Here is a 16,965-nt window from a genome sequence, read left to right on the forward strand (position 1 = left end):
TCATGCAACAGACCAATTCCAGCAGCGCCAAGCTGATTGCCGACCTCAATTTGCGCGTTGGCGAAGAACTCGGCAAATCCAACTGGACCAGTATCGAGCAGGGACGCATTGATGACTTTGCCAAAGCCACCGACGACCATCAGTGGATCCATGTCGACCCGCAGCGTGCCGCCAGCGAAGGCCCTTTTGGCGGCACCATCGGCCATGGCTTCCTCAGCCTGTCGCTGCTCGCACCAACCCTGTTCGAAGTACTGATCGATCCGCTGCAGGTAAAGCAGGCGGTCAACTATGGCCTCGACAAGGTGCGTTTCATTGCCCCGGTGCGGGCCGGCAAGCGGGTGCGCAACTGCATCCGTCTGCTCGCCGTTGAAGACAAGGGTCGTGGCCGCTGGCTGGTGACCACCGAGAACACTATTGAAATCGAAGGCGAGGACAAGCCGGCGTTGATCGCGCAAAACCTCGTATTGCTCAGCGCCTGAAGAGGAACTCCCCATGGCCAAGATCACTGCAATAAGCAAAAACATTGAACAGCCGGTTGCTGAAACGGCTGCCCCTGCACCCGTAAAGAGCACCAGGACGCCTGCCGCGAAAACGCGCAAAGCGCCAGCCACGCGCGCCAGAAAAGCACCGGCCACGCCGGCCAAAGCGGTCCGCAAGCCAACGGCCACGGGTAAAAACCTGCCCGCCGAAGGCCGCGGCATGGCCCGCACGGCACAAGCTGTCGACATGCTCTCCGACGTAGCCAACCACACGCTGGCAGCCAATCCGCTGATCGGGCTGCGCACTGCCGATCTGGCCAGCGCTGCCGGCAGCCTGCTGCAGGCCGCCCGCAGTGCCCCGAGCAGGACCGGCAAGCATCTGCTCAACTACGGCAAATCGCTGCTCAAGGTGGCCAGCGGCAAATCCGACATCACCGCGAACCCGCGTGACAAGCGCTTTGCCGATCCGGCCTGGCAGAACAACTTCCTGCTCAATCGCATCATGCAGGGCTACATCCTCAGCAACAGCGAGTTGAGCCGGTTCATCGACGAATCCAATCTCGACAAACTGGCCAAAGGCCGTGCGCAATTCATGGCCAGCCTGGTGATGGACGCCCTGTCACCGAGCAACCGCATGCTGCTCAACCCGCAGGCTCTGCGCAAGATTGTCGATACCGGCGGCAAGAACCTGGTTACCGGTATCCAGCAGTTCGCCCATGACCTGCGCCACAACAAAGGCATGCCCAGCCAGGTCGACAGCTCCGGCTTCAAGCTCGGCGAGAACATAGCCAGTGCCAAGGGTGACGTGGTGTTCCGCAACGAGATGTTCGAACTGCTGCAGTTCGCGCCGACCACCGAAAAAGTCTACAGCCGGCCACTGGTGATGTCGCCGCCACAGATCAACAAGTACTACGCCGTCGATTTGTCGCCGGAGAAGAGCCTGATCAAATGGATGCAGGACAGCGGCGTGCAAACGTTCGTCATCAGCTGGCGCAATCCGACTGCCGACAATCGTCACTGGGGCCTGTCCGAATATGCCCTGTGCCTCGATCAGGCGGTGGAAGTCGCCCGCGAAATCACCGGCAGCCCGGACGTGAACATGTGGGGCTCCTGCTCCGGCGGCATGACCCTGGCGGCCTACCTCGGCTGGCTGGCGGCCCGCAACGAGATCAGCAAGGTGGCCAATACCAGCTGGGCCGTCTGCGTACTGAACACCAGTGCTTCGCTCGACGGCACCACCCTCGGCCTGTTCACCAATGCCCAGACGCTGCAGGCCGCCAAGGCGCAGTCACGGCGCAATGGCGTACTCAGCGGTGAGGAAATGGCGCGCATGTTCGCCTGGATGCGCCCCAATGACCTGATCTGGAACTACTGGATCAACAATTACCTGCTCGGCAACAAGCCGCCAGCGTTCGACATCCTTGCCTGGAATGCCGACACCACCAACCTGCCAGCGCAGCTGCATTCAGACTATCTGGATCTGGTCGCACTCAACCCGTTCATGAAGCCCAACACCATGCAGATAGCCGGTGAATGGATCGACATGAGCAAGGTCAAGGTCGGTGCCTATGTGATCGGTGGCACCACCGACCACATCACCCCGTGGAAGGGCTGCTACGGCACGGCACGCACGCTTGGCGAAGACACCACCTTCGTGCTGTCCAACGCCGGTCACCTGCAGTGCTTTATCAACCCGCCGAGCTCGAAGAAGTCGTTCTTTTACGCCGGCCAGGCGAAGCAGAGCGATGCCCGCAAGTGGCTGGAAAACGCCGGCGAGCAGCAGCAGGGCAGTTGGTGGCCGCACTGGCGCGTGTGGATCCAGCAGCGCTCGGGTGCAGAAGTGCCCGCTCCCAAGAAAGCCGGCTCAAAACTCTATCCAGCCCTGTGTGCCGCACCGGGTACTTATGTGCTGGAGTAGCAACAGGCCGTACTGACAGGCAGCAGCAGGGACGCTGCAACCGCTCATGATTTGTCATGCAAAGAAAAGTCAGTGTCACCTGATGAAAAGCATCAGCTTCTGTTCTGCCTTAGAGTCACTCCAGGTTGAAAGTGCACCCCGCACTACAGCAAAGACTCAGCAGACAGGAGACATTTGATGGCCAAACTTTACCCCGATGCCGCCAGCGCCCTGAACGGTCTGGTCGATGACGGCATGACCCTGGCGGTCGGCGGTTTCGGCCTGTGCGGTATTCCCGAAGCGCTGATCGACGCGCTGAAGGGCACCGGCAAATCCGCCCTCACCATCATCAGCAACAACTGTGGCGTGGACGATTTCGGCCTGGGCCAGCTGCTGCATACCCGCCAGATCAGCAAGATGATTTCCTCCTACGTGGGTGGCAACAAGGAATTCGAGCGCCAGTACCTGTCCGGCGAACTGCAACTGGAATTCACCCCGCAAGGCACCCTGGCCGAGAAGCTGCGTGCCGGTGGCGCCGGGATTCCCGCGTTCTACACCCGCACCGGTTACGGCACCCTGGTTGCCGAGGGCAAGGAAACCCGCGAGTTCGACGGCGAGTGGTACGTGATGGAACGTTCGCTGACTGCCGATGTGGCGCTGATCAAGGGTGCCAGGGCCGACAAGGCCGGCAACCTGATGTTCAACAAGACCGCGCGCAACTTCAATCCGGCGGCAGCCAAGGCTGGCCGCGTCTGCGTTGCCGAAGTCGAAGAGATCGTCGAGATCGGCGAACTCTCAGCCGATGAAATTCATTTGCCAGGCATCTACGTGCAGCGCCTGGTACTCAATAGCAACCCTGAAAAGCGCATCGAAGTGCGTACTGTGAGGAACTGATCATGCATACCTACTTTCAAGCCAATACCCATGTAAACCTCGACGTTGGCCAGTCAGACCTGGTGGCCAGTTTCGTTCCTGATGGCATGAGCGCCTGGTACGAGCGCAGCAATCAGCTGTCCGGCAGTGACACGGACAACGGCGTCCGCAGCCTGGGCATCATCCCGCTGCGCGATGGCCAGATGTTCACCGGCACCCTCGGCCTGGCGCTGTGCAACCCGCTGACCGATGGCATTCAGGCATTGAGCAACCGCGAAGCCGCCGAAGCTGCCAACGTGCACCGTCCGGGTATCTACACCCGGCGTCTGGTGGTTGATACGGCCGACAGCGAGGGCAACTGAACATGGCCTGGACCCGCGATGAAATGGCGCAACGCGCCGCCGGGGAGTTGCAGGACGGTTTTTACGTCAACCTCGGCATCGGCCTGCCGACCCTGGTGGCCAACTACATTCCCGATGGCATGGACGTCTGGCTGCAGAGCGAGAACGGCCTGCTCGGCATCGGTCCGTTTCCGACTGAAGATGAGATCGACCCGGATCTGATCAACGCCGGCAAGCAGACCATCACCACCCTGCCCGGCAGCAGCTTTTTCGACAGCTCGGAAAGCTTTGCAATGATCCGTGGCGGCCACATCAACCTGGCCCTGCTCGGTGCCATGCAGGTTTCCGAGAATGGCGATCTGGCCAACTGGATGATCCCCGGCAAGCTGGTCAAGGGCATGGGCGGCGCGATGGACCTGGTGGCCGGTGTGCGTCGCGTGGTGGTGCTGATGGAGCACACGGCCAAGGGCGGCGCGCACAAGATCCTGAAAAAGTGCGACCTGCCACTGACCGGTGTCGGCGTGGTCAATCGCATCATCAGCGACCTCGCCGTAATGGATGTCAGCCAGGCAGGCCTGCAGCTGGTCGAACTGGCACCCGGTGTCAGCTTCGAGGAATTGCAGGCCAGCACCGGCTGCACCATCAACCGCTAATCTTCCGCCCGCCAGAGGCCTGCCCGGCGGGCCCGAATCTGCAAGGAGTCCTGTTATGAGCAATACGTCATTTCTGATCGTTCCCGGTCTGCGTGATCACGTAGACAATCATTGGCAAACCCTGCTGGCGGCTAAACTGCCCAATGCCCATACGGTTGCGCCACTGGAAGCCGACAAACTCAGCTGTGCTGCCCGTGTCGAAGCGCTGCAGGCCGCCCTGGAGAAAATCGACGGGCCGGTCATCCTGGTCGCCCACAGCGCCGGTGTGATGATGGTGGCGCACTGGGCACAGAAGTATTCGCGGCCGATCAAAGGCGCCCTGCTGGCCACCCCGGCCGACGTCGAATCTGCTTTCCCTGAAGGCTATCCGAGCACGGCTACCCTGCGTGAGCACGGCTGGTTGCCGATCCCGCGCAAACCCCTGCCGTTTCCCAGCCTTCTGGCCGCCAGCCGTAACGACCCGCTGGCCAGCTTCAGCCGTCTGCAGCAACTGGCAGCCGACTGGCAGAGTGAGCTGGTCGATCTGGGCGAAGTCGGCCACCTGAATCCGGCAGCCGGTTTCGGCGAGTGGCCTGAAGCACAGGCACTGTTGAAGCGCCTCGACGTTTAACCATCCAGGGGTGCGTAGGGTGGGCTTCAGCCCACCGTGACATGTCGTCGTGCTGAAACCCACCCGACGAAACAGCAGGTACGCTCAGTCAGCCTGCGGCAAGTCGATGCGAATCAGCAAGCCGCCGGCCGGACGATTCTGTGCTACCACGCTGCCACCGTGGCTGCTGATCACACTGCGGGTAATGGCCAGCCCCAGGCCGTAACCACTGCCGCCATTGGTTGGCGCGCTGCGGAAAAAGGGTTCGAAGATACGCGCCAGATCGGCTTCGGCAACGCCCGGCCCGCTGTCGGCAACGCTCAGCTGCAAGCGCCCGGCACTGCAACTGCCCTGAATATCGATGGGCGCAGCTGCCGGCGAATGACGCAATGCGTTGCGCAGCACGTTTTCCACGGCGCGATGCAGCAGTTCATGATTGCCGCGAACGATCAGCGGCTGGCTGATCGACACGCGTAGGCGGCAATTCCTGGCACTGGCTTCAAGCTGTGCATCCTCGACGATATCGGCCACCACTTCGGCCAGATCGACCAGCTCCTGGCGCTGCTCGGTCATGCCGCTGTCCAGCCGGGCCAGGGTCAGCAACTCACCGACCAGAGCGTCCATCCGGCCGATATCGCGCTGCAAGCGCTCCACCAGCTCGGGCCCGCGCGCCGGTTGTTGCTGCAGCAGCTCGATGGCCGCCTGCAAGCGAGCCAAGGGCGAGCGCATCTCGTGGGAGACATCGTGCATCAGCCGTTGCTGGGCGCCGATCAGCAGCTGCAGGCGATTGGCCATATGGTCAAAGTGCTGGCCCAGATCACCCAGTTCATCGTGGCGCCCACCCAGCGCAGGACCGATGCGACGCTCCAGCTGCCCTTGCGCCACCGCGGCAAAACCACTGCGCAAGACCCGGATCGGCCGGGCAAAGTAGGCGGCCAGCAACGCGGCAAACAGCAGGCTGATCAGCGCGCCGACCATGATCGGCAACAAGGGCAGCAGCGCCCGTGCCGGGCGTGGACCTGGCGGCGGTGGTGGATGATCGCGACCGGCTTCAGGCGGTGGTGGCGGCGGTCGCGATGCCGGGTCGAACTGGAGCGGATGATCGGCTTCAGCGCTTTTCGTTGCCCACTGGGTGACACTGACCAGGCCGACTGTTACCACCTGTGCCAGCCAGAAGCTGATAAAAAACTTCCAGAACAGCCGGCCCATTATTCGACCACCAGTTGATAGCCCTGACGGATCACCGTCTGGATCTGCGAGCGGCCGTCCGGCAGTTTGCCCAGCTTGTTGCGGATACTGCTCATGTGTACGTCGATACTGCGATCGAAGCGGGCCAGCGGCCGGCCCAGCGCCTGCTGCGACAACTCGGCCTTGGACACCACATGCCCGGCATTGCGTACCAGCACTTCAAACAGGTTGTATTCGGTACTGGTCAGCCCCAGTGCCTGCCCGCCCTGCTCGGCCAGACGCTGGGCCGGCCAGACCACCAGTTCGCCGACCCGCAACGCTTGCCCGGCAGGTGCTGGCGCCGCCTGCGACCCGCTGCGTTTGAGAATGGCGCGGATGCGTGCGGCCAGTTCACGCGGGGTACAGGGTTTGGCTACGTAGTCATCGGCACCCAGTTCCAGGCCGAGGATGCGGTCGACATCATCGCCGCGCGCGGTGAGCATCAGCACCGGCAGCACGCTCTGCGCCCGCAGGGCCGCCAGCGTCTGGATACCGCTCATGCCCGGCATCATCACATCCAGAATGACAATCTCCGCCTCGCCTTGCAGTGCCAGCGCCAGGCCGCTGGCGCCATCGCTGGCCACTTGCACACGAAAACCGTCCTGCTGCAGGTAATCACGCAGCAGTTCGAGCAGTTCCTGATCGTCGTCGATCAACAGGACGTTATGACTCATGGGCTATTCCACTGTTCAGACGCCTGCATGATAAACACCAGCGGCCATGACGGTCGCGGCCTTTACCTGTTTTAACCCCTGCGCTAACCGCAGTTTACGCGCAGCCTGCGCAGAATTCGCCCTGCACGCTGACCAGCCATTCCGGTTGGTCCGAAGTTACCGGGAGTTGAATATGACTGACACACGATTCCGCCTGTTCATGGGCTTTTTCCTTTGCGCCGCGATTGGCATGCTGACACTGTCGGAGATCAGCCTTGCCCAGGCGGGCAATGAGCGACCGGCGCCCGAGTGCATTGCCGCACGGGCTGATCTTGGCGGAATGCCGCCGTCAATGGCCGGCAAGCCACCGCGCCCTCCAGCGCCGGGCATGCCCGCTGCATTGCCCCCGGAGCTGCAGCAGCTTGACCTGAGCGAAGCCCAGCAGGACAAGATTTTTGCCTACGGCCATGAGCAGGTGCCGCTGGTTCGCGAGCAACTGAAAGTGGCTGACAAGGCCCGTGATGCACTGCATGAGCTGGCCAAGACTCAGCCGTTCGATAAGCAGCAGGCGCAAAGCCTGGCGCAAACCCGGGCCGACGCCATGGCCAAGGTAAGCGTTATGCGCGCCGAGATGGAAGCCTACGTCCGCAGCCAGCTGACGCCCGAGCAACTGGCAAAGCTCGACAGCAGCAAACCCTGCGCTCGCAAGCCAAAATAAGCCCTGCCCGCCTGGGCTTGTGCATCCGCAGTGGGTTATGCCGCAGGCTGACCCTCTGCGGTTCCAGCGTTAATTGCCGGCCAGAGGCAGATGCCCTGGTTTTCGGGTCCGACAATGGCAGCAGTGACGCCGTGGTTGCGAGCAGCTGATCGTTGCCCTCCCGCGCGAACCCGCAACTGCGCTACACCACGCCAGGCATGCCCTGTTCCAGGCGCAGGCTCTCCAGCACCATCAGACCGGCGCAATCGGTCATAATCCCCGGCTTTGCCACCTCTGGCACAAAGCAACCGTTACCTGTGTACCCGCAAGCAAGTCAGCAAGAGCCAAGCAGAAGCGCCAGCTGATCCGCAGCATCCGGGTCTACAACTGACTGTGATTACCTGATAACCGCGCAGCAAACACCTGCACACCGACCGAGCCGCCCATGATCGACATTCACAACATCACTGCCTATCAGCAACAGACCAAGGTCTTCGACGGCTTCTCCCTGCACATTGGCGCCCATGAGCGCATGGCCATCCTCGGCCCCAACGGCGCCGGCAAAAGCACCCTGCTGAAACTGATCGACCGCGAACTCTATCCGGTGCAGCAGGACGACAGCTGGCTGAAACTGTTTGGCGATGAGCGGGTGAACATCTGGGAGTTGCGCAGCAAGATCGGCTTTGTCTCGCAGGATCTGCAGGAAGACTACACGCCCTACACCAGCGCGCTGGATGTGGTGCTTTCCGGCTTTTTCGGCGCCATCGGCAGCCACGGGCACCTGCAACCGACGCCGGAGCAGATCGCCCTGGCCAGGGAACAGATGGCCACCCTTGGCCTCGCCGGCATCGACACGAGCATGTTCCAGCGCCTGTCCACCGGTCAGAAGCGCCGTCTGTTGCTGGCCCGCGCACTGGTGCACCGGCCGCAGGCACTGTTCCTCGACGAACCGGCCAACGGCCTCGACATGGGCGCCGGTCTGGCGCTGCTGACGCTGTTGCGCCGCTACTGCAGCACTGACCACGCGATGATCATCACCACCCACCATATCGACGAGATCATCCCGGAAATAGAGCGCGTGGTACTGCTCGACCGCGGCCGGATTGTCGCCGACGGGCCCAAGGCCGACATACTCACCAGCGCCAACCTGTCGAAGCTGTACCAGACGCAATTGCGCGTCACCGAACAGGATGGCTGGTACCGCTGCTGGCATGCCTGAGAGCGGTTGCAATTTCAGCCTTCAGAGCAACCGCGTAATTGAACAGCCAATTGCATTGAAACCGGCCAGCGATTGCAGGCTATTTGAGCGGTGGAAACCAGTGAACCGGGCTGCCGGAAATTGCCACGAGCAGCGGCACGGAATTATCGACAAAGCGCTGGCCGGCCTGGCAAGCCTGCATGGCGGAGCTTGGCTTCCTGGCGCTGTTCCTCATCTAAGGGATGCAAAAGCAGTTTCGCTGCCAAACTTATCCGGTCATTCCACCCATTGCCGGGCGAGACTTTGTCGCCTTACCTTGCATGATCACGCCTGGAGCGCGTGATGTTACTCGGAAACCACATGGGCGCTCGCCGGAGCTCGTTTATGAACTTCCGTGCGGGCGCCCTTGTGGCCTATGGCAATGTCAGCGCAGAAACCGCTCCCGCGCCTTTCACGCCACTACTTGACCGGCACAACCTTCGGCAGGATCTTGCCAGAGCTCGGATCCTGCAGTGCCTTCATCGCTTCCTCCGCGGGCGCATAGTTGCGAATTAGCATGTAGAAGGGTCCCTTGGGAGTAGGAAGCCAGTTAGATTCCTTGTCCTTGCCGGGACTGGTCGACTGCAGATAGATGGTGATCGATCCATCGGCACCTTTCTTGAGATCGTCATCGCTGCCCAGCACGTACCGGTTGATCGGGTTCTCGACGGTAAGCTTTGAGTTCAGATCATACATGGTGACAGACCAGAATCCCGGAGGTACCACCTTCGTGTAAGGGAACGTGGCCGGGAAGGTCATGGCGTATTTGTTGTTACCATCCAGTTGCTTCTGGTTTTCATCATATTGAGACCAGATATAGAACGCCTCGTCCGAGTTGTTGGCAGTCAGACCGAGGACGGAGTGGACTGCGGCGGTCAGATAGTCGGGGCCGGGGCTGCCGAAGTTGTAGGGGGTGACGATCCAGCCATTGCCGTTTGGTCCAATCAGGTAGGGAAGATCGGCGATCATGGGACCAATTTCCGCCCCGACTTTCTTCATCTCCTCGAGGAAAATGGAATTCAGTACATTCTCGGACTTCCAGGGCTTGCCGAGTTCGATACCCAGATATTTGTACTGTGGCAGGACTGCGCTGATCATGTCCTTGCGCGGCGGGTTTTCGTTCATGGCATCAACACAGATGGACCAGAACTGCAGCGGGTCATCAAACAGCAGGAGACTGCTGGCCACATTGGGCTTCAATTTGGGTTCCGCATAGTCGTAGGTCGGTGCCTTGGGCGCAGGCTTGCCCTCGTATTCCGCCAACCCCTGAACGGTGATTCCTTCCAGCACCTTTTGCGCACCGGCAAGATCGTCCTGGTTTTTCACATGTACGCGCGGCTGAACCGTTACCCAGCGAGTCGGGGCATCGATGCGCTTGACACCGTTTGGCAGCGTTCCCTTCCAGCCAGGTCCGACCAGTGCGTACGTGCCCCCTTTGTAGCCGACCTCTTTGCCCGCACCATAGGCAAAGGTATCGTCATACATCGATACAAGCTGGACGATGTAATACCGGCCATTCGAATCAGGCGTCTTCAGAATGATCGGCTCTGCCTCCAGATCCATGAATCCGAATCCATAGATCGTATTGACGTTTGGCGTCACATAGCCCGACTCCTTTGCGAGCTTAGGCGTACTGATGTTCGGCATGCGCCAGATATGATTGGGTTTGGCTTTGGGGTTGGCGCCTGTGGCGATCCCTTGCCTGAGGTTGTACATGCCAACCGGCGATGCGCAGAAGGTCCCGGCCTGAACGGCCAGTGAACGTGCCCAGGCCTGGATACCCTTCACTTGATCGGGTGAGTATTGCGTTGTTGCATCTGCTCTGGCGACGTTGGGTTGGGTGACGGCGATGCATGACAGTGCCGCAATGGCAGCACCTAAGACCATGCGATGTGCCAAGGGGGATTTTTTCCTGACTAACATTTGCTGAGCTCCTCGATTTGATGCATCAAATGATTGAACTGGAAATGCCGCTATTGCCGGGTCGTAACACAATCTCCTGAACGTCGGATCACCACTTCACCATAGCGCATCCGGCTTCGGCTTCAAGGTCCAGCAGGGCTCACTTTTGACCGTTACCGCCACGCTCTGGAGCCACCACCGGTGAACTTTCCAGGGGCTTTGTACAGGGTACTCACGGCTGCCCGACATCCGGAAAAACCGCGGCTCAACCGGCCTGCCATAGGCATGCCCGGTTGAGCTTAACGTTAGAGAAATGACCGTATCGGGTCAATAGCACCCTTTGGCAGCGCCTCTGCGAAGGCCGCTTCAGATCGACTGCTGCCCATCGCCAGATGCTGACAAGTGCCAGAAATGGTCACCCAGATTCAGTTACAAGAGTCACGATTCGGCTAGCCATTGATCGCTAACCAGCAAAAAAGCCGCAGCAAGGGCAACCGGCTGCGGCTTTGTTGTGGCGCTAAATCAATCCAACCAGGAGCGCGCTTCAGGGAAAAAGGGGACAGATTTATTTTTCAGCAGTGGCCGCTTCGGGTCGACTGCCGCCCCTGGGAAAAAAAGGGGACAGATTTATTTTTCGGGAAAAAAAGGGGACAGATTTATTTTTCAGCAAGTAACCCGGACATTCGTAGAGTGATCAACGCCGCAGGCTTGGCCACCATAAAGACAGGCAGGGACGCAAACATCGACAAGCAATGGTGGCCAATCGCTGTGCGAGTTGACCACCCTACATTTTTTAAACTCCCTCCGGATCACGCTAACTAATCGCGCAGGGGCGGCACTCTCGCAAAAAAAGTGCCGGTTCGGCAACTGCTTCAGGCTGCAGTGAACCTGAAGCCGCGGTAATCATCGGCCGCTATCTGCGCCAGTTCTTCGGCATATTCCGGCCAGCCGATATAGGCGCTGATTACCCGTGGCTTGCCCGGAATGTTCGAACCCAGGTACCAGGAGTTGCAGGACTTGAACACCGTCTGTGCGGCGATTGCATCGACGTGCAGCGCCCAGGCCTGCTCGGCCTGCTCGTCCGCCTCGATCAGGCGCTGGCCATTGCTGCGCATGCTGTCGAGGCAGTCGGCGATGTAGTCGACATGCTGCTCGATCGACTTCAGCACATTGCTCAGCGCCGACGGGCTGCCCGGGCCGGTAATGGTGAACAGGTTGGGGAAGCCGGCCGGCATCAGGCCCAGGTAGCAGCTCGCCCCGCCCGACCACTTGTCACGCAGCGCCAGACCATTGCGCCCGCGAATATCCATGCGCAGGATCGGCCCGCTGTTGGCGTCGAAGCCGGTGGCAAACACGATGGCATCCACCTTGTATTCCTTGCCCGCCACCACCAGGCCATCAGGGGTGATGCGCTCGATCGGCGTGTGCTTGATGCTGACCAGCTCGACGTTCGGCCGGTTGAAGGTTTCATAGAAATCGGTGCCGACCACCAGCCGCTTGCAGCCCAGCGCGAAGTCCGGCGTGAGCATCTCTGCAGTGAGCGGATTACTGACGATCGAATCCAGCTTGCGGCGAAAGAATGCCTGCGCCGTGGCATTGGCTGCGGGGTCGAGCAGCAGGTCGCTGAACACACCCATGAACATCAGACCGCCGCGCGCCCAGGCGGCCTCATAGATCTGTTCGCGCTGCTCTGGCGTGAATTCGAAGACCGACTTGCCGGTGGTTTCGAAGGAAAAGGCAAAGGGGAACAGTTTGCTGGCCTGGCGCCGCTGCGGGTAGTCGCGTTTGATGGCTGCGACCGCCTCGGGCTGCAGGGTCTCGTTATACGCGGGAATCACGTAATTGGCGGTACGCTGGAAGACCGTCAACTGCTCTGCCTGGGCGGCAATCAGCGGCAGCGACTGGCTGCCGGACGAGCCGGTGCCGACCACGGCAACCCGCTGCCCGCTGAAATCCACCGGTTCGTGGGGCCACTGGCCGGTGTGATAGAAGTCGCCGGTAAAGCTCTCCAGCCCGTCGAAGGGTGGCAGGTTGGGTGCGGAAAGAATGCCGGTGGCGAGGATCACGAACTGCGCCGACACCTGCTCGCCGCTGTCGGTGGCAACCAGCCAGCGCCCACTGGCATCGTTGAAGGTGGCGCTGCTGATGCGGGTATTGAACTGGATGTCCCTGCGCAGATCGAAACGCTCGGCCACATGCTGTGCATAGCGCAACAGCTCGGGCTGGGTGGCGTACTTTTCGCTCCACTGCCATTCCTGCTGCAACTCTTCGGAAAACTCGTAGGAGTACTCCATGCTGACGATATCGACCCGGCAGCCGGGGTAGCGATTCCAGTACCAGGTGCCGCCGACATCGCCACCAGCCTCATAGGCACGCACCTTGAAGCCACGCTGACGCAGCAGATAGACCAGGTACAGTCCGGCAAAACCGGCACCGACAATGGCTACATCGAGTTCACGGACGGCGGATGCTTGTGCGGCTGGCGACATGGATTACCTCGAACGGTTCGCTGCGGATGCAGATAAAGGTGTTTGACTGCACGCGTACAAGGTAGCTGAAAATCGGGTTGGCAATGCGACTGCAATCAGCCCGACAGGTTAAATCCTGGGCGAGAGCAAGTAGTTGGCAGTAACGCCGGTACGCCTGCCGCTGCGGGCGGTTAATCTCAGCACCAGACTGGCCCACCGTCAGCAGCGCCGGGTAGTTTCCGGTGGCCAATTGGCGCGGACTGCCGGATCATGCTTACCCGACAGCGTCTGGCTCGCCAAGTCAGCGCCCCAAGGCACCCGGAGCACGCGATGAAACAATCCGCGCAGGAGCTGACCATGGTCAGTGCAAAGACCCTCGAACATTACAGCGAACGGGCCGCCGAGTTCTGGGCCGGCACACGCCACCATGATGTGCAGCAAAACATCGAGGCGCTGTTGCGCCACCTGCCTGGCCAGCTACCGCTGTGCATTCTCGATTTCGGCTGCGGCCCGGGGCGTGATCTGGCGACGCTGCGCAACCTGGGTCACACGCCGGTCGGCCTCGAAGGCAGCGCCCCTCTGGCCGCCATGGCGCGCGAGCACAGTGGCTGTGAGGTCCTGGAGCAGGATTTTCTCAACCTGGATCTGCCGCCCGCCCGTTTCGACGGCATCTTCGCCAACGCCTCGCTGTTTCATATCCCGAGCCAGGAGCTGCCGCGCGTACTGGGTCAACTGCACGCTGCCCTGAAGCCCGAAGGCGTGCTGTTCGCCTCCAATCCGCGGGGCAATGACCAGGAAGGCTGGAATCACGGGCGTTATGGCGCCTATTACAGCCTCGAAACATGGCGCCGGTTCATGCAGGCGGCGGCCTTCAGCGAGCTGGAACACTACTATCGGCCGGCAGGACTGCCGATCGAGCAGCAAACGTGGCTGGCCAGTGTCTGGCGCAAGTGCACGCCCCCTGCCCCCGGCAAGCCCTGAAGGGTCTGGTTTATCCGGCCGGCTTGCCCCATAACTGCTCCAGCCGGTCATCGCGACCACAACCATGCCGGTAGTAGTTGTAACGGAGCGGGTTTTTCGAGTGGTAGTCCTGATGGTAATCCTCGGCCGGATAGAAGGTGGTGGCCGGGACAATTTCGGTGACCACCGGACCGGGTAGCCGGCCGGATTTTTCCAGCGCGGCTTTCGAGGCCTCGGCCTGGCGCTGCTCTTCGGCATTGCCGTAGAAAATCGCACTGCGGTACTGGCTGCCCTTGTCGCAGAATTGCGCATTGGCGGTCAGCGGGTCGATGGTCGGCCAGAAGGCTTCCAGCAATTGCGCATAAGTGACTTTGCCCGGGTCGTAGCGCACCTGCACGGCTTCGGCATGCCCGGTGGCGCCATAGGACACTTCCTCGTAGGTGGGGTTTTCCACGTGGCCGCCGATGTAGCCCGAAGTGGTGGAAAGTACCCCGGGAATCTTGTCGAAATCCGCTTCGGTGCACCAGAAGCAGCCGCCGGCAAACACTGCGACCGCCGCAGGGGTTTTGCTCGTCGCAGAAGCCGCCGGGGTTGCGCCCTCGCCTGCCACAAGCAGCCCGCTGAACAGCAGACCGGCCAGGCCGAGTAAAGACGTTTGCCAGCAAGTAGTCAGGTTGATCATGTTCAGCTCCGTAGTGCCGGCAGGGATTCGTCCCCGGGAATAAAACGCAAGGCCACGCCGTTGTTGCACCAGCGCTCGCCCCGCGGTTGCGGGCCGTCATCGAACACATGGCCCTGATGCCCGCCACAGCGCGCACAGTGATATTCGGTGCGGGTCATGAACAGGCGATTGTCCTGTTTGAGCCCCATGTGGCCGGCAATCGGCTGGGTAAAACTGGGCCAGCCGGTGCCGCTGTCAAACTTGAACTGGCTGCTGAACAGCGGCAGATAGCAGGCCGCGCAGATATAAGTGCCCTCGCGCTTTTCCTGATTCAGCGGGCTGCTGCCGGCGCGTTCGGTGTCTTCCTCGAACAGCACGGCGTAGGCTTGCGGCGAGACCAGCCCCTGCCAGTGGCTGTGCGGCACATCCAGCGCCACCACCGTAGGTGCGCCGGTTTCACTGGCGGCCAGCGACATTCGCGCCTGGCCGAACAGCGGCAGCGCCGGCAACAGGGAAAATACTTTGAGCATTGCACGTCTTTTCATGACAGTTCTCGTTTGGGTTGTCTGTGCTATAGAGCGATGATGGGCAATGTTGTTACAGCCAGCAGGAAACTATTCCAGCGGGCAGATGTAAGCAAATATGCACTGCCCGCCAGGCAGGACCCACAACGGAGATTCCATGAAAGATCAGCCTTACCGTTTCAGCCTGGGCGCGGATGCCGGGGCCAGGGATGTCGTATTCCGGCAACTGGAGCACTTCAACCTGCAGCAGGTTGGCGACCTGATCTACGAGGACTTCCAGCTGTACGCCCGCAACGCCAGCGACGAAGTAGTTGGCGGGATGTTCGGCCACTCGGGACTGGGCTGGCTGTATATCGACTACTTCTGGGTACAGGATGACCAGCGCAGCAAGGGGCTCGGCCAGCAGCTGCTCAGGCAGGCCGAAGAACTGGCGCTGGCCAGGGGTTGCAGCGGCGTATTCCTGTATACCTACAGCTTCCAGGCGCCGGGCTTTTACCGCAAGCAGGGCTACCAGTTGATGGGCGTACTGGAAGACTGTCCGCCCGGACACCAGCGTTTCTACCTGAAGAAGCGGCTGGAACAGTAGCAGGCCGGATTACTTTCCCGTCAGCCCACCAAAACCCTGACGCCGCGACGGTGGGCTGAAGCCCACCCTGCGGCCACCCCGATCTCGGCCAGCAGTGCTTCCGCAAAAGGTAACTGCTATATGGTCTTTGCCAGCCTGTGCACCCAACTGACCTCGCACTCCCGAGCATGCTAGGCTGCCTGGACTTGTAATCCTTTCCATTTTCATCAGTCGGGGAAGCACTCCATGGCACGCAGCGCATTTGTCACCGGTGGTACCGGATTCGTCGGCCTCAATCTGGTACACAAGCTCAAGAGTGATGGCTGGGACGTGACTGCACTGCATCGCGCCAGTTCGGATCTGAGCTTTCTCAAACGCTTCGAACCCAAGCTGGCCAAGGGTGAAATTACCGATGCCACCTCGCTGCTGGCAGCCCTGCCGGAAGGCGTGGATACCCTGTTCCATGTCGCCGGCAATACCAACATGTGGCACAAGGGTAACGCCCGACAAACCCGCGAGAATGTCGAGGGCACGCGCAATGTGGTCGAGGCAGCACTGGCCAGGGGTGTGCGGCGGCTGATTGTCACTTCGTCGATTTCCGCCTATGGCCCGGTCAGCGGCGTGATTACCGAGGAGACGCCAAGTCTGGCAGCCAGCTCGACGGTCAATTACGAGCTGAGCAAATGGCAGGCCCAGGAGGTTGCCAGAGACGCAATGTCTCGCGGTCTCGAGGTGGTGATCATGCAGCCCGGCGCGATCATGGGCCCCTACGACATCGGCACCTGGTCACGCATGTTTCCGCTGGTACGCGATGGCAAGATGAACAGCGTGCCGCAGGCCGGTCTGACTTTCGCCCATGTCCGTGAAGTGGTCGCCGCCCATGTCGCCGCCGCCGACAAGGCACCCAATGGCAGCCAGTACCTGCTCGGCGGGGAAAACCGCAGCATGCTCGAGCTGATCCAGCTGATCGAAAAGACCCTGGGCAAGCCGGCCAAAGCCAAAACCGTACCTACCCCGCTGCTCAAGGTGGTTGCCGCGGTCAGCGACCTGATCAGCAACTTCACCAACAAGGAGCCGGCACTGACCCCGGAGATGGTCAAGTGTTTCGGCAGTCTCACCATCACTGCGGAAAAGGCGCAGCGCGAGCTGGGCTTCAAGGTCGTCAGCCTGGAAGAGATGGTCAAGGACTGTTACGACTGGATGCGTGCCGAAGGGCGTATCTGAGCCGCGTCATCCAGC

Annotated in this window: 17 protein-coding genes; 11 read left to right on the plus strand and 6 right to left on the minus strand. The window is 60.9% G+C overall.

Going from position 1 to position 16,965, the window contains the following annotated elements; all coding sequences use genetic code 11:
- Positions 1-2 precede the first annotated feature (2 nt).
- The 6 genes from BLT89_RS08445 to BLT89_RS08470 all read left to right on the plus strand — a co-directional run bounded on the left by BLT89_RS08445 (position 3) and on the right by BLT89_RS08470 (position 4,853).
- Complete coding sequence (locus BLT89_RS08445; RefSeq protein ID WP_090194177.1) at positions 3-479, plus strand: MaoC family dehydratase; 477 nt, start codon at positions 3-5, stop codon at positions 477-479.
- A gap of 13 nt (positions 480-492) precedes the next feature.
- Positions 493-2,397: an alpha/beta fold hydrolase gene (locus BLT89_RS08450; protein WP_090194179.1), complete on the plus strand. Its 1,905-nt coding sequence runs from the start codon at positions 493-495 to the stop codon at positions 2,395-2,397.
- A 177-nt stretch (positions 2,398-2,574) separates the two neighbouring features.
- Positions 2,575-3,270 (plus strand): CoA transferase subunit A, encoded by a 696-nt coding sequence (locus tag BLT89_RS08455; RefSeq protein WP_090194180.1) that lies wholly within the window; start codon positions 2,575-2,577, stop codon positions 3,268-3,270.
- Positions 3,271-3,272: 2 nt separating this feature from the next.
- The gene (locus BLT89_RS08460; protein ID WP_090194182.1) at positions 3,273-3,611 is read left to right on the plus strand and encodes a hypothetical protein; all 339 of its coding nucleotides are present in this window, start codon (positions 3,273-3,275) and stop codon (positions 3,609-3,611) included.
- A gap of 2 nt (positions 3,612-3,613) precedes the next feature.
- The gene (locus tag BLT89_RS08465) at positions 3,614-4,243 is read left to right on the plus strand and encodes a 3-oxoacid CoA-transferase subunit B (RefSeq protein ID WP_090194183.1); all 630 of its coding nucleotides are present in this window, start codon (positions 3,614-3,616) and stop codon (positions 4,241-4,243) included.
- Between the two features lie 55 nt (positions 4,244-4,298).
- Positions 4,299-4,853, plus strand: coding sequence for an RBBP9/YdeN family alpha/beta hydrolase (locus BLT89_RS08470; RefSeq protein ID WP_090194185.1), 555 nt, complete (start codon positions 4,299-4,301; stop codon positions 4,851-4,853).
- Positions 4,854-4,937: 84 nt separating this feature from the next.
- Here the strand turns inward: BLT89_RS08470 and BLT89_RS08475 are convergent, their stop codons facing one another.
- Together BLT89_RS08475 and BLT89_RS08480 are read right to left on the minus strand one after the other, a co-directional pair.
- Complete coding sequence (locus tag BLT89_RS08475) at positions 4,938-6,041, minus strand: sensor histidine kinase (protein ID WP_090194186.1); 1,104 nt, start codon at positions 6,039-6,041, stop codon at positions 4,938-4,940.
- The gene (locus BLT89_RS08480) at positions 6,041-6,733 is read right to left on the minus strand and encodes a response regulator transcription factor (RefSeq protein WP_090194188.1); all 693 of its coding nucleotides are present in this window, start codon (positions 6,731-6,733) and stop codon (positions 6,041-6,043) included. Before BLT89_RS08480 ends, BLT89_RS08475 begins: the two co-directional genes overlap by 1 nt.
- A 172-nt stretch (positions 6,734-6,905) precedes the next feature.
- Here BLT89_RS08480 and BLT89_RS08485 point away from each other — a divergent pair, with 172 nt between their 5' ends.
- Positions 6,906-7,430 (plus strand): Spy/CpxP family protein refolding chaperone, encoded by a 525-nt coding sequence (locus BLT89_RS08485; RefSeq protein WP_157718826.1) that lies wholly within the window; start codon positions 6,906-6,908, stop codon positions 7,428-7,430.
- A 424-nt stretch (positions 7,431-7,854) separates the two neighbouring features.
- On the plus strand, positions 7,855-8,628 hold the full coding sequence (locus BLT89_RS08490; protein WP_090194191.1) for an ABC transporter ATP-binding protein: 774 nt from the start codon (positions 7,855-7,857) through the stop codon (positions 8,626-8,628).
- A gap of 438 nt (positions 8,629-9,066) precedes the next feature.
- Here BLT89_RS08490 and BLT89_RS08495 read toward each other — a convergent pair whose 3' ends face one another.
- Complete coding sequence (locus BLT89_RS08495) at positions 9,067-10,569, minus strand: DUF1254 domain-containing protein (RefSeq protein ID WP_090194193.1); 1,503 nt, start codon at positions 10,567-10,569, stop codon at positions 9,067-9,069.
- Between the two features lie 851 nt (positions 10,570-11,420).
- The gene (locus BLT89_RS08500; RefSeq protein ID WP_090194195.1) at positions 11,421-13,037 is read right to left on the minus strand and encodes a flavin-containing monooxygenase; all 1,617 of its coding nucleotides are present in this window, start codon (positions 13,035-13,037) and stop codon (positions 11,421-11,423) included.
- 309 nt (positions 13,038-13,346) lie between these two features.
- Between BLT89_RS08500 and BLT89_RS08505 the strand changes: the two genes are divergently transcribed.
- Positions 13,347-13,997, plus strand: coding sequence for a class I SAM-dependent DNA methyltransferase (locus BLT89_RS08505; RefSeq protein ID WP_090194196.1), 651 nt, complete (start codon positions 13,347-13,349; stop codon positions 13,995-13,997).
- Positions 13,998-14,007: 10 nt separating this feature from the next.
- Here the strand turns inward: BLT89_RS08505 and msrA are convergent, their stop codons facing one another.
- Complete coding sequence (gene msrA / locus BLT89_RS08510; protein WP_090194198.1) at positions 14,008-14,658, minus strand: peptide-methionine (S)-S-oxide reductase MsrA; 651 nt, start codon at positions 14,656-14,658, stop codon at positions 14,008-14,010.
- A 2-nt stretch (positions 14,659-14,660) separates the two neighbouring features.
- Complete coding sequence (gene msrB, locus BLT89_RS08515) at positions 14,661-15,182, minus strand: peptide-methionine (R)-S-oxide reductase MsrB (protein ID WP_090194200.1); 522 nt, start codon at positions 15,180-15,182, stop codon at positions 14,661-14,663.
- A gap of 136 nt (positions 15,183-15,318) precedes the next feature.
- On the opposite strand from msrB, the gene BLT89_RS08520 reads away from it, so the two are divergent.
- Entirely contained in the window at positions 15,319-15,747 is a 429-nt protein-coding gene (locus BLT89_RS08520) for a GNAT family N-acetyltransferase (protein ID WP_090194201.1), read from the plus strand.
- Between the two features lie 225 nt (positions 15,748-15,972).
- Positions 15,973-16,950: an NAD-dependent epimerase/dehydratase family protein gene (locus tag BLT89_RS08525; RefSeq protein ID WP_090194203.1), complete on the plus strand. Its 978-nt coding sequence runs from the start codon at positions 15,973-15,975 to the stop codon at positions 16,948-16,950.
- Positions 16,951-16,965: the final 15 nt, after the last annotated feature.

This window comes from Pseudomonas pohangensis (genome assembly GCF_900105995.1).
Taxonomy (GTDB): Bacteria; Pseudomonadota; Gammaproteobacteria; order Pseudomonadales; family Pseudomonadaceae; genus Aquipseudomonas; species Aquipseudomonas pohangensis.

Coding starts and splice junctions, on each gene's coding strand:
- BLT89_RS08445 (WP_090194177.1), top strand. CDS start 3: ATGCAACAGACCAATTCCAGCAGCGCCAAGCTGATTGCCGACCTCAAT.
- BLT89_RS08450 (WP_090194179.1), top strand. CDS start 493: ATGGCCAAGATCACTGCAATAAGCAAAAACATTGAACAGCCGGTTGCT.
- BLT89_RS08455 (WP_090194180.1), top strand. CDS start 2,575: ATGGCCAAACTTTACCCCGATGCCGCCAGCGCCCTGAACGGTCTGGTC.
- BLT89_RS08460 (WP_090194182.1), top strand. CDS start 3,273: ATGCATACCTACTTTCAAGCCAATACCCATGTAAACCTCGACGTTGGC.
- BLT89_RS08465 (WP_090194183.1), top strand. CDS start 3,614: ATGGCCTGGACCCGCGATGAAATGGCGCAACGCGCCGCCGGGGAGTTG.
- BLT89_RS08470 (WP_090194185.1), top strand. CDS start 4,299: ATGAGCAATACGTCATTTCTGATCGTTCCCGGTCTGCGTGATCACGTA.
- BLT89_RS08475 (WP_090194186.1), bottom strand. CDS start 6,041: ATGGGCCGGCTGTTCTGGAAGTTTTTTATCAGCTTCTGGCTGGCACAG.
- BLT89_RS08480 (WP_090194188.1), bottom strand. CDS start 6,733: ATGAGTCATAACGTCCTGTTGATCGACGACGATCAGGAACTGCTCGAA.
- BLT89_RS08485 (WP_157718826.1), top strand. CDS start 6,906: ATGACTGACACACGATTCCGCCTGTTCATGGGCTTTTTCCTTTGCGCC.
- BLT89_RS08490 (WP_090194191.1), top strand. CDS start 7,855: ATGATCGACATTCACAACATCACTGCCTATCAGCAACAGACCAAGGTC.
- BLT89_RS08495 (WP_090194193.1), bottom strand. CDS start 10,569: ATGTTAGTCAGGAAAAAATCCCCCTTGGCACATCGCATGGTCTTAGGT.
- BLT89_RS08500 (WP_090194195.1), bottom strand. CDS start 13,037: ATGTCGCCAGCCGCACAAGCATCCGCCGTCCGTGAACTCGATGTAGCC.
- BLT89_RS08505 (WP_090194196.1), top strand. CDS start 13,347: ATGAAACAATCCGCGCAGGAGCTGACCATGGTCAGTGCAAAGACCCTC.
- msrA (WP_090194198.1), bottom strand. CDS start 14,658: ATGATCAACCTGACTACTTGCTGGCAAACGTCTTTACTCGGCCTGGCC.
- msrB (WP_090194200.1), bottom strand. CDS start 15,182: ATGAAAAGACGTGCAATGCTCAAAGTATTTTCCCTGTTGCCGGCGCTG.
- BLT89_RS08520 (WP_090194201.1), top strand. CDS start 15,319: ATGAAAGATCAGCCTTACCGTTTCAGCCTGGGCGCGGATGCCGGGGCC.
- BLT89_RS08525 (WP_090194203.1), top strand. CDS start 15,973: ATGGCACGCAGCGCATTTGTCACCGGTGGTACCGGATTCGTCGGCCTC.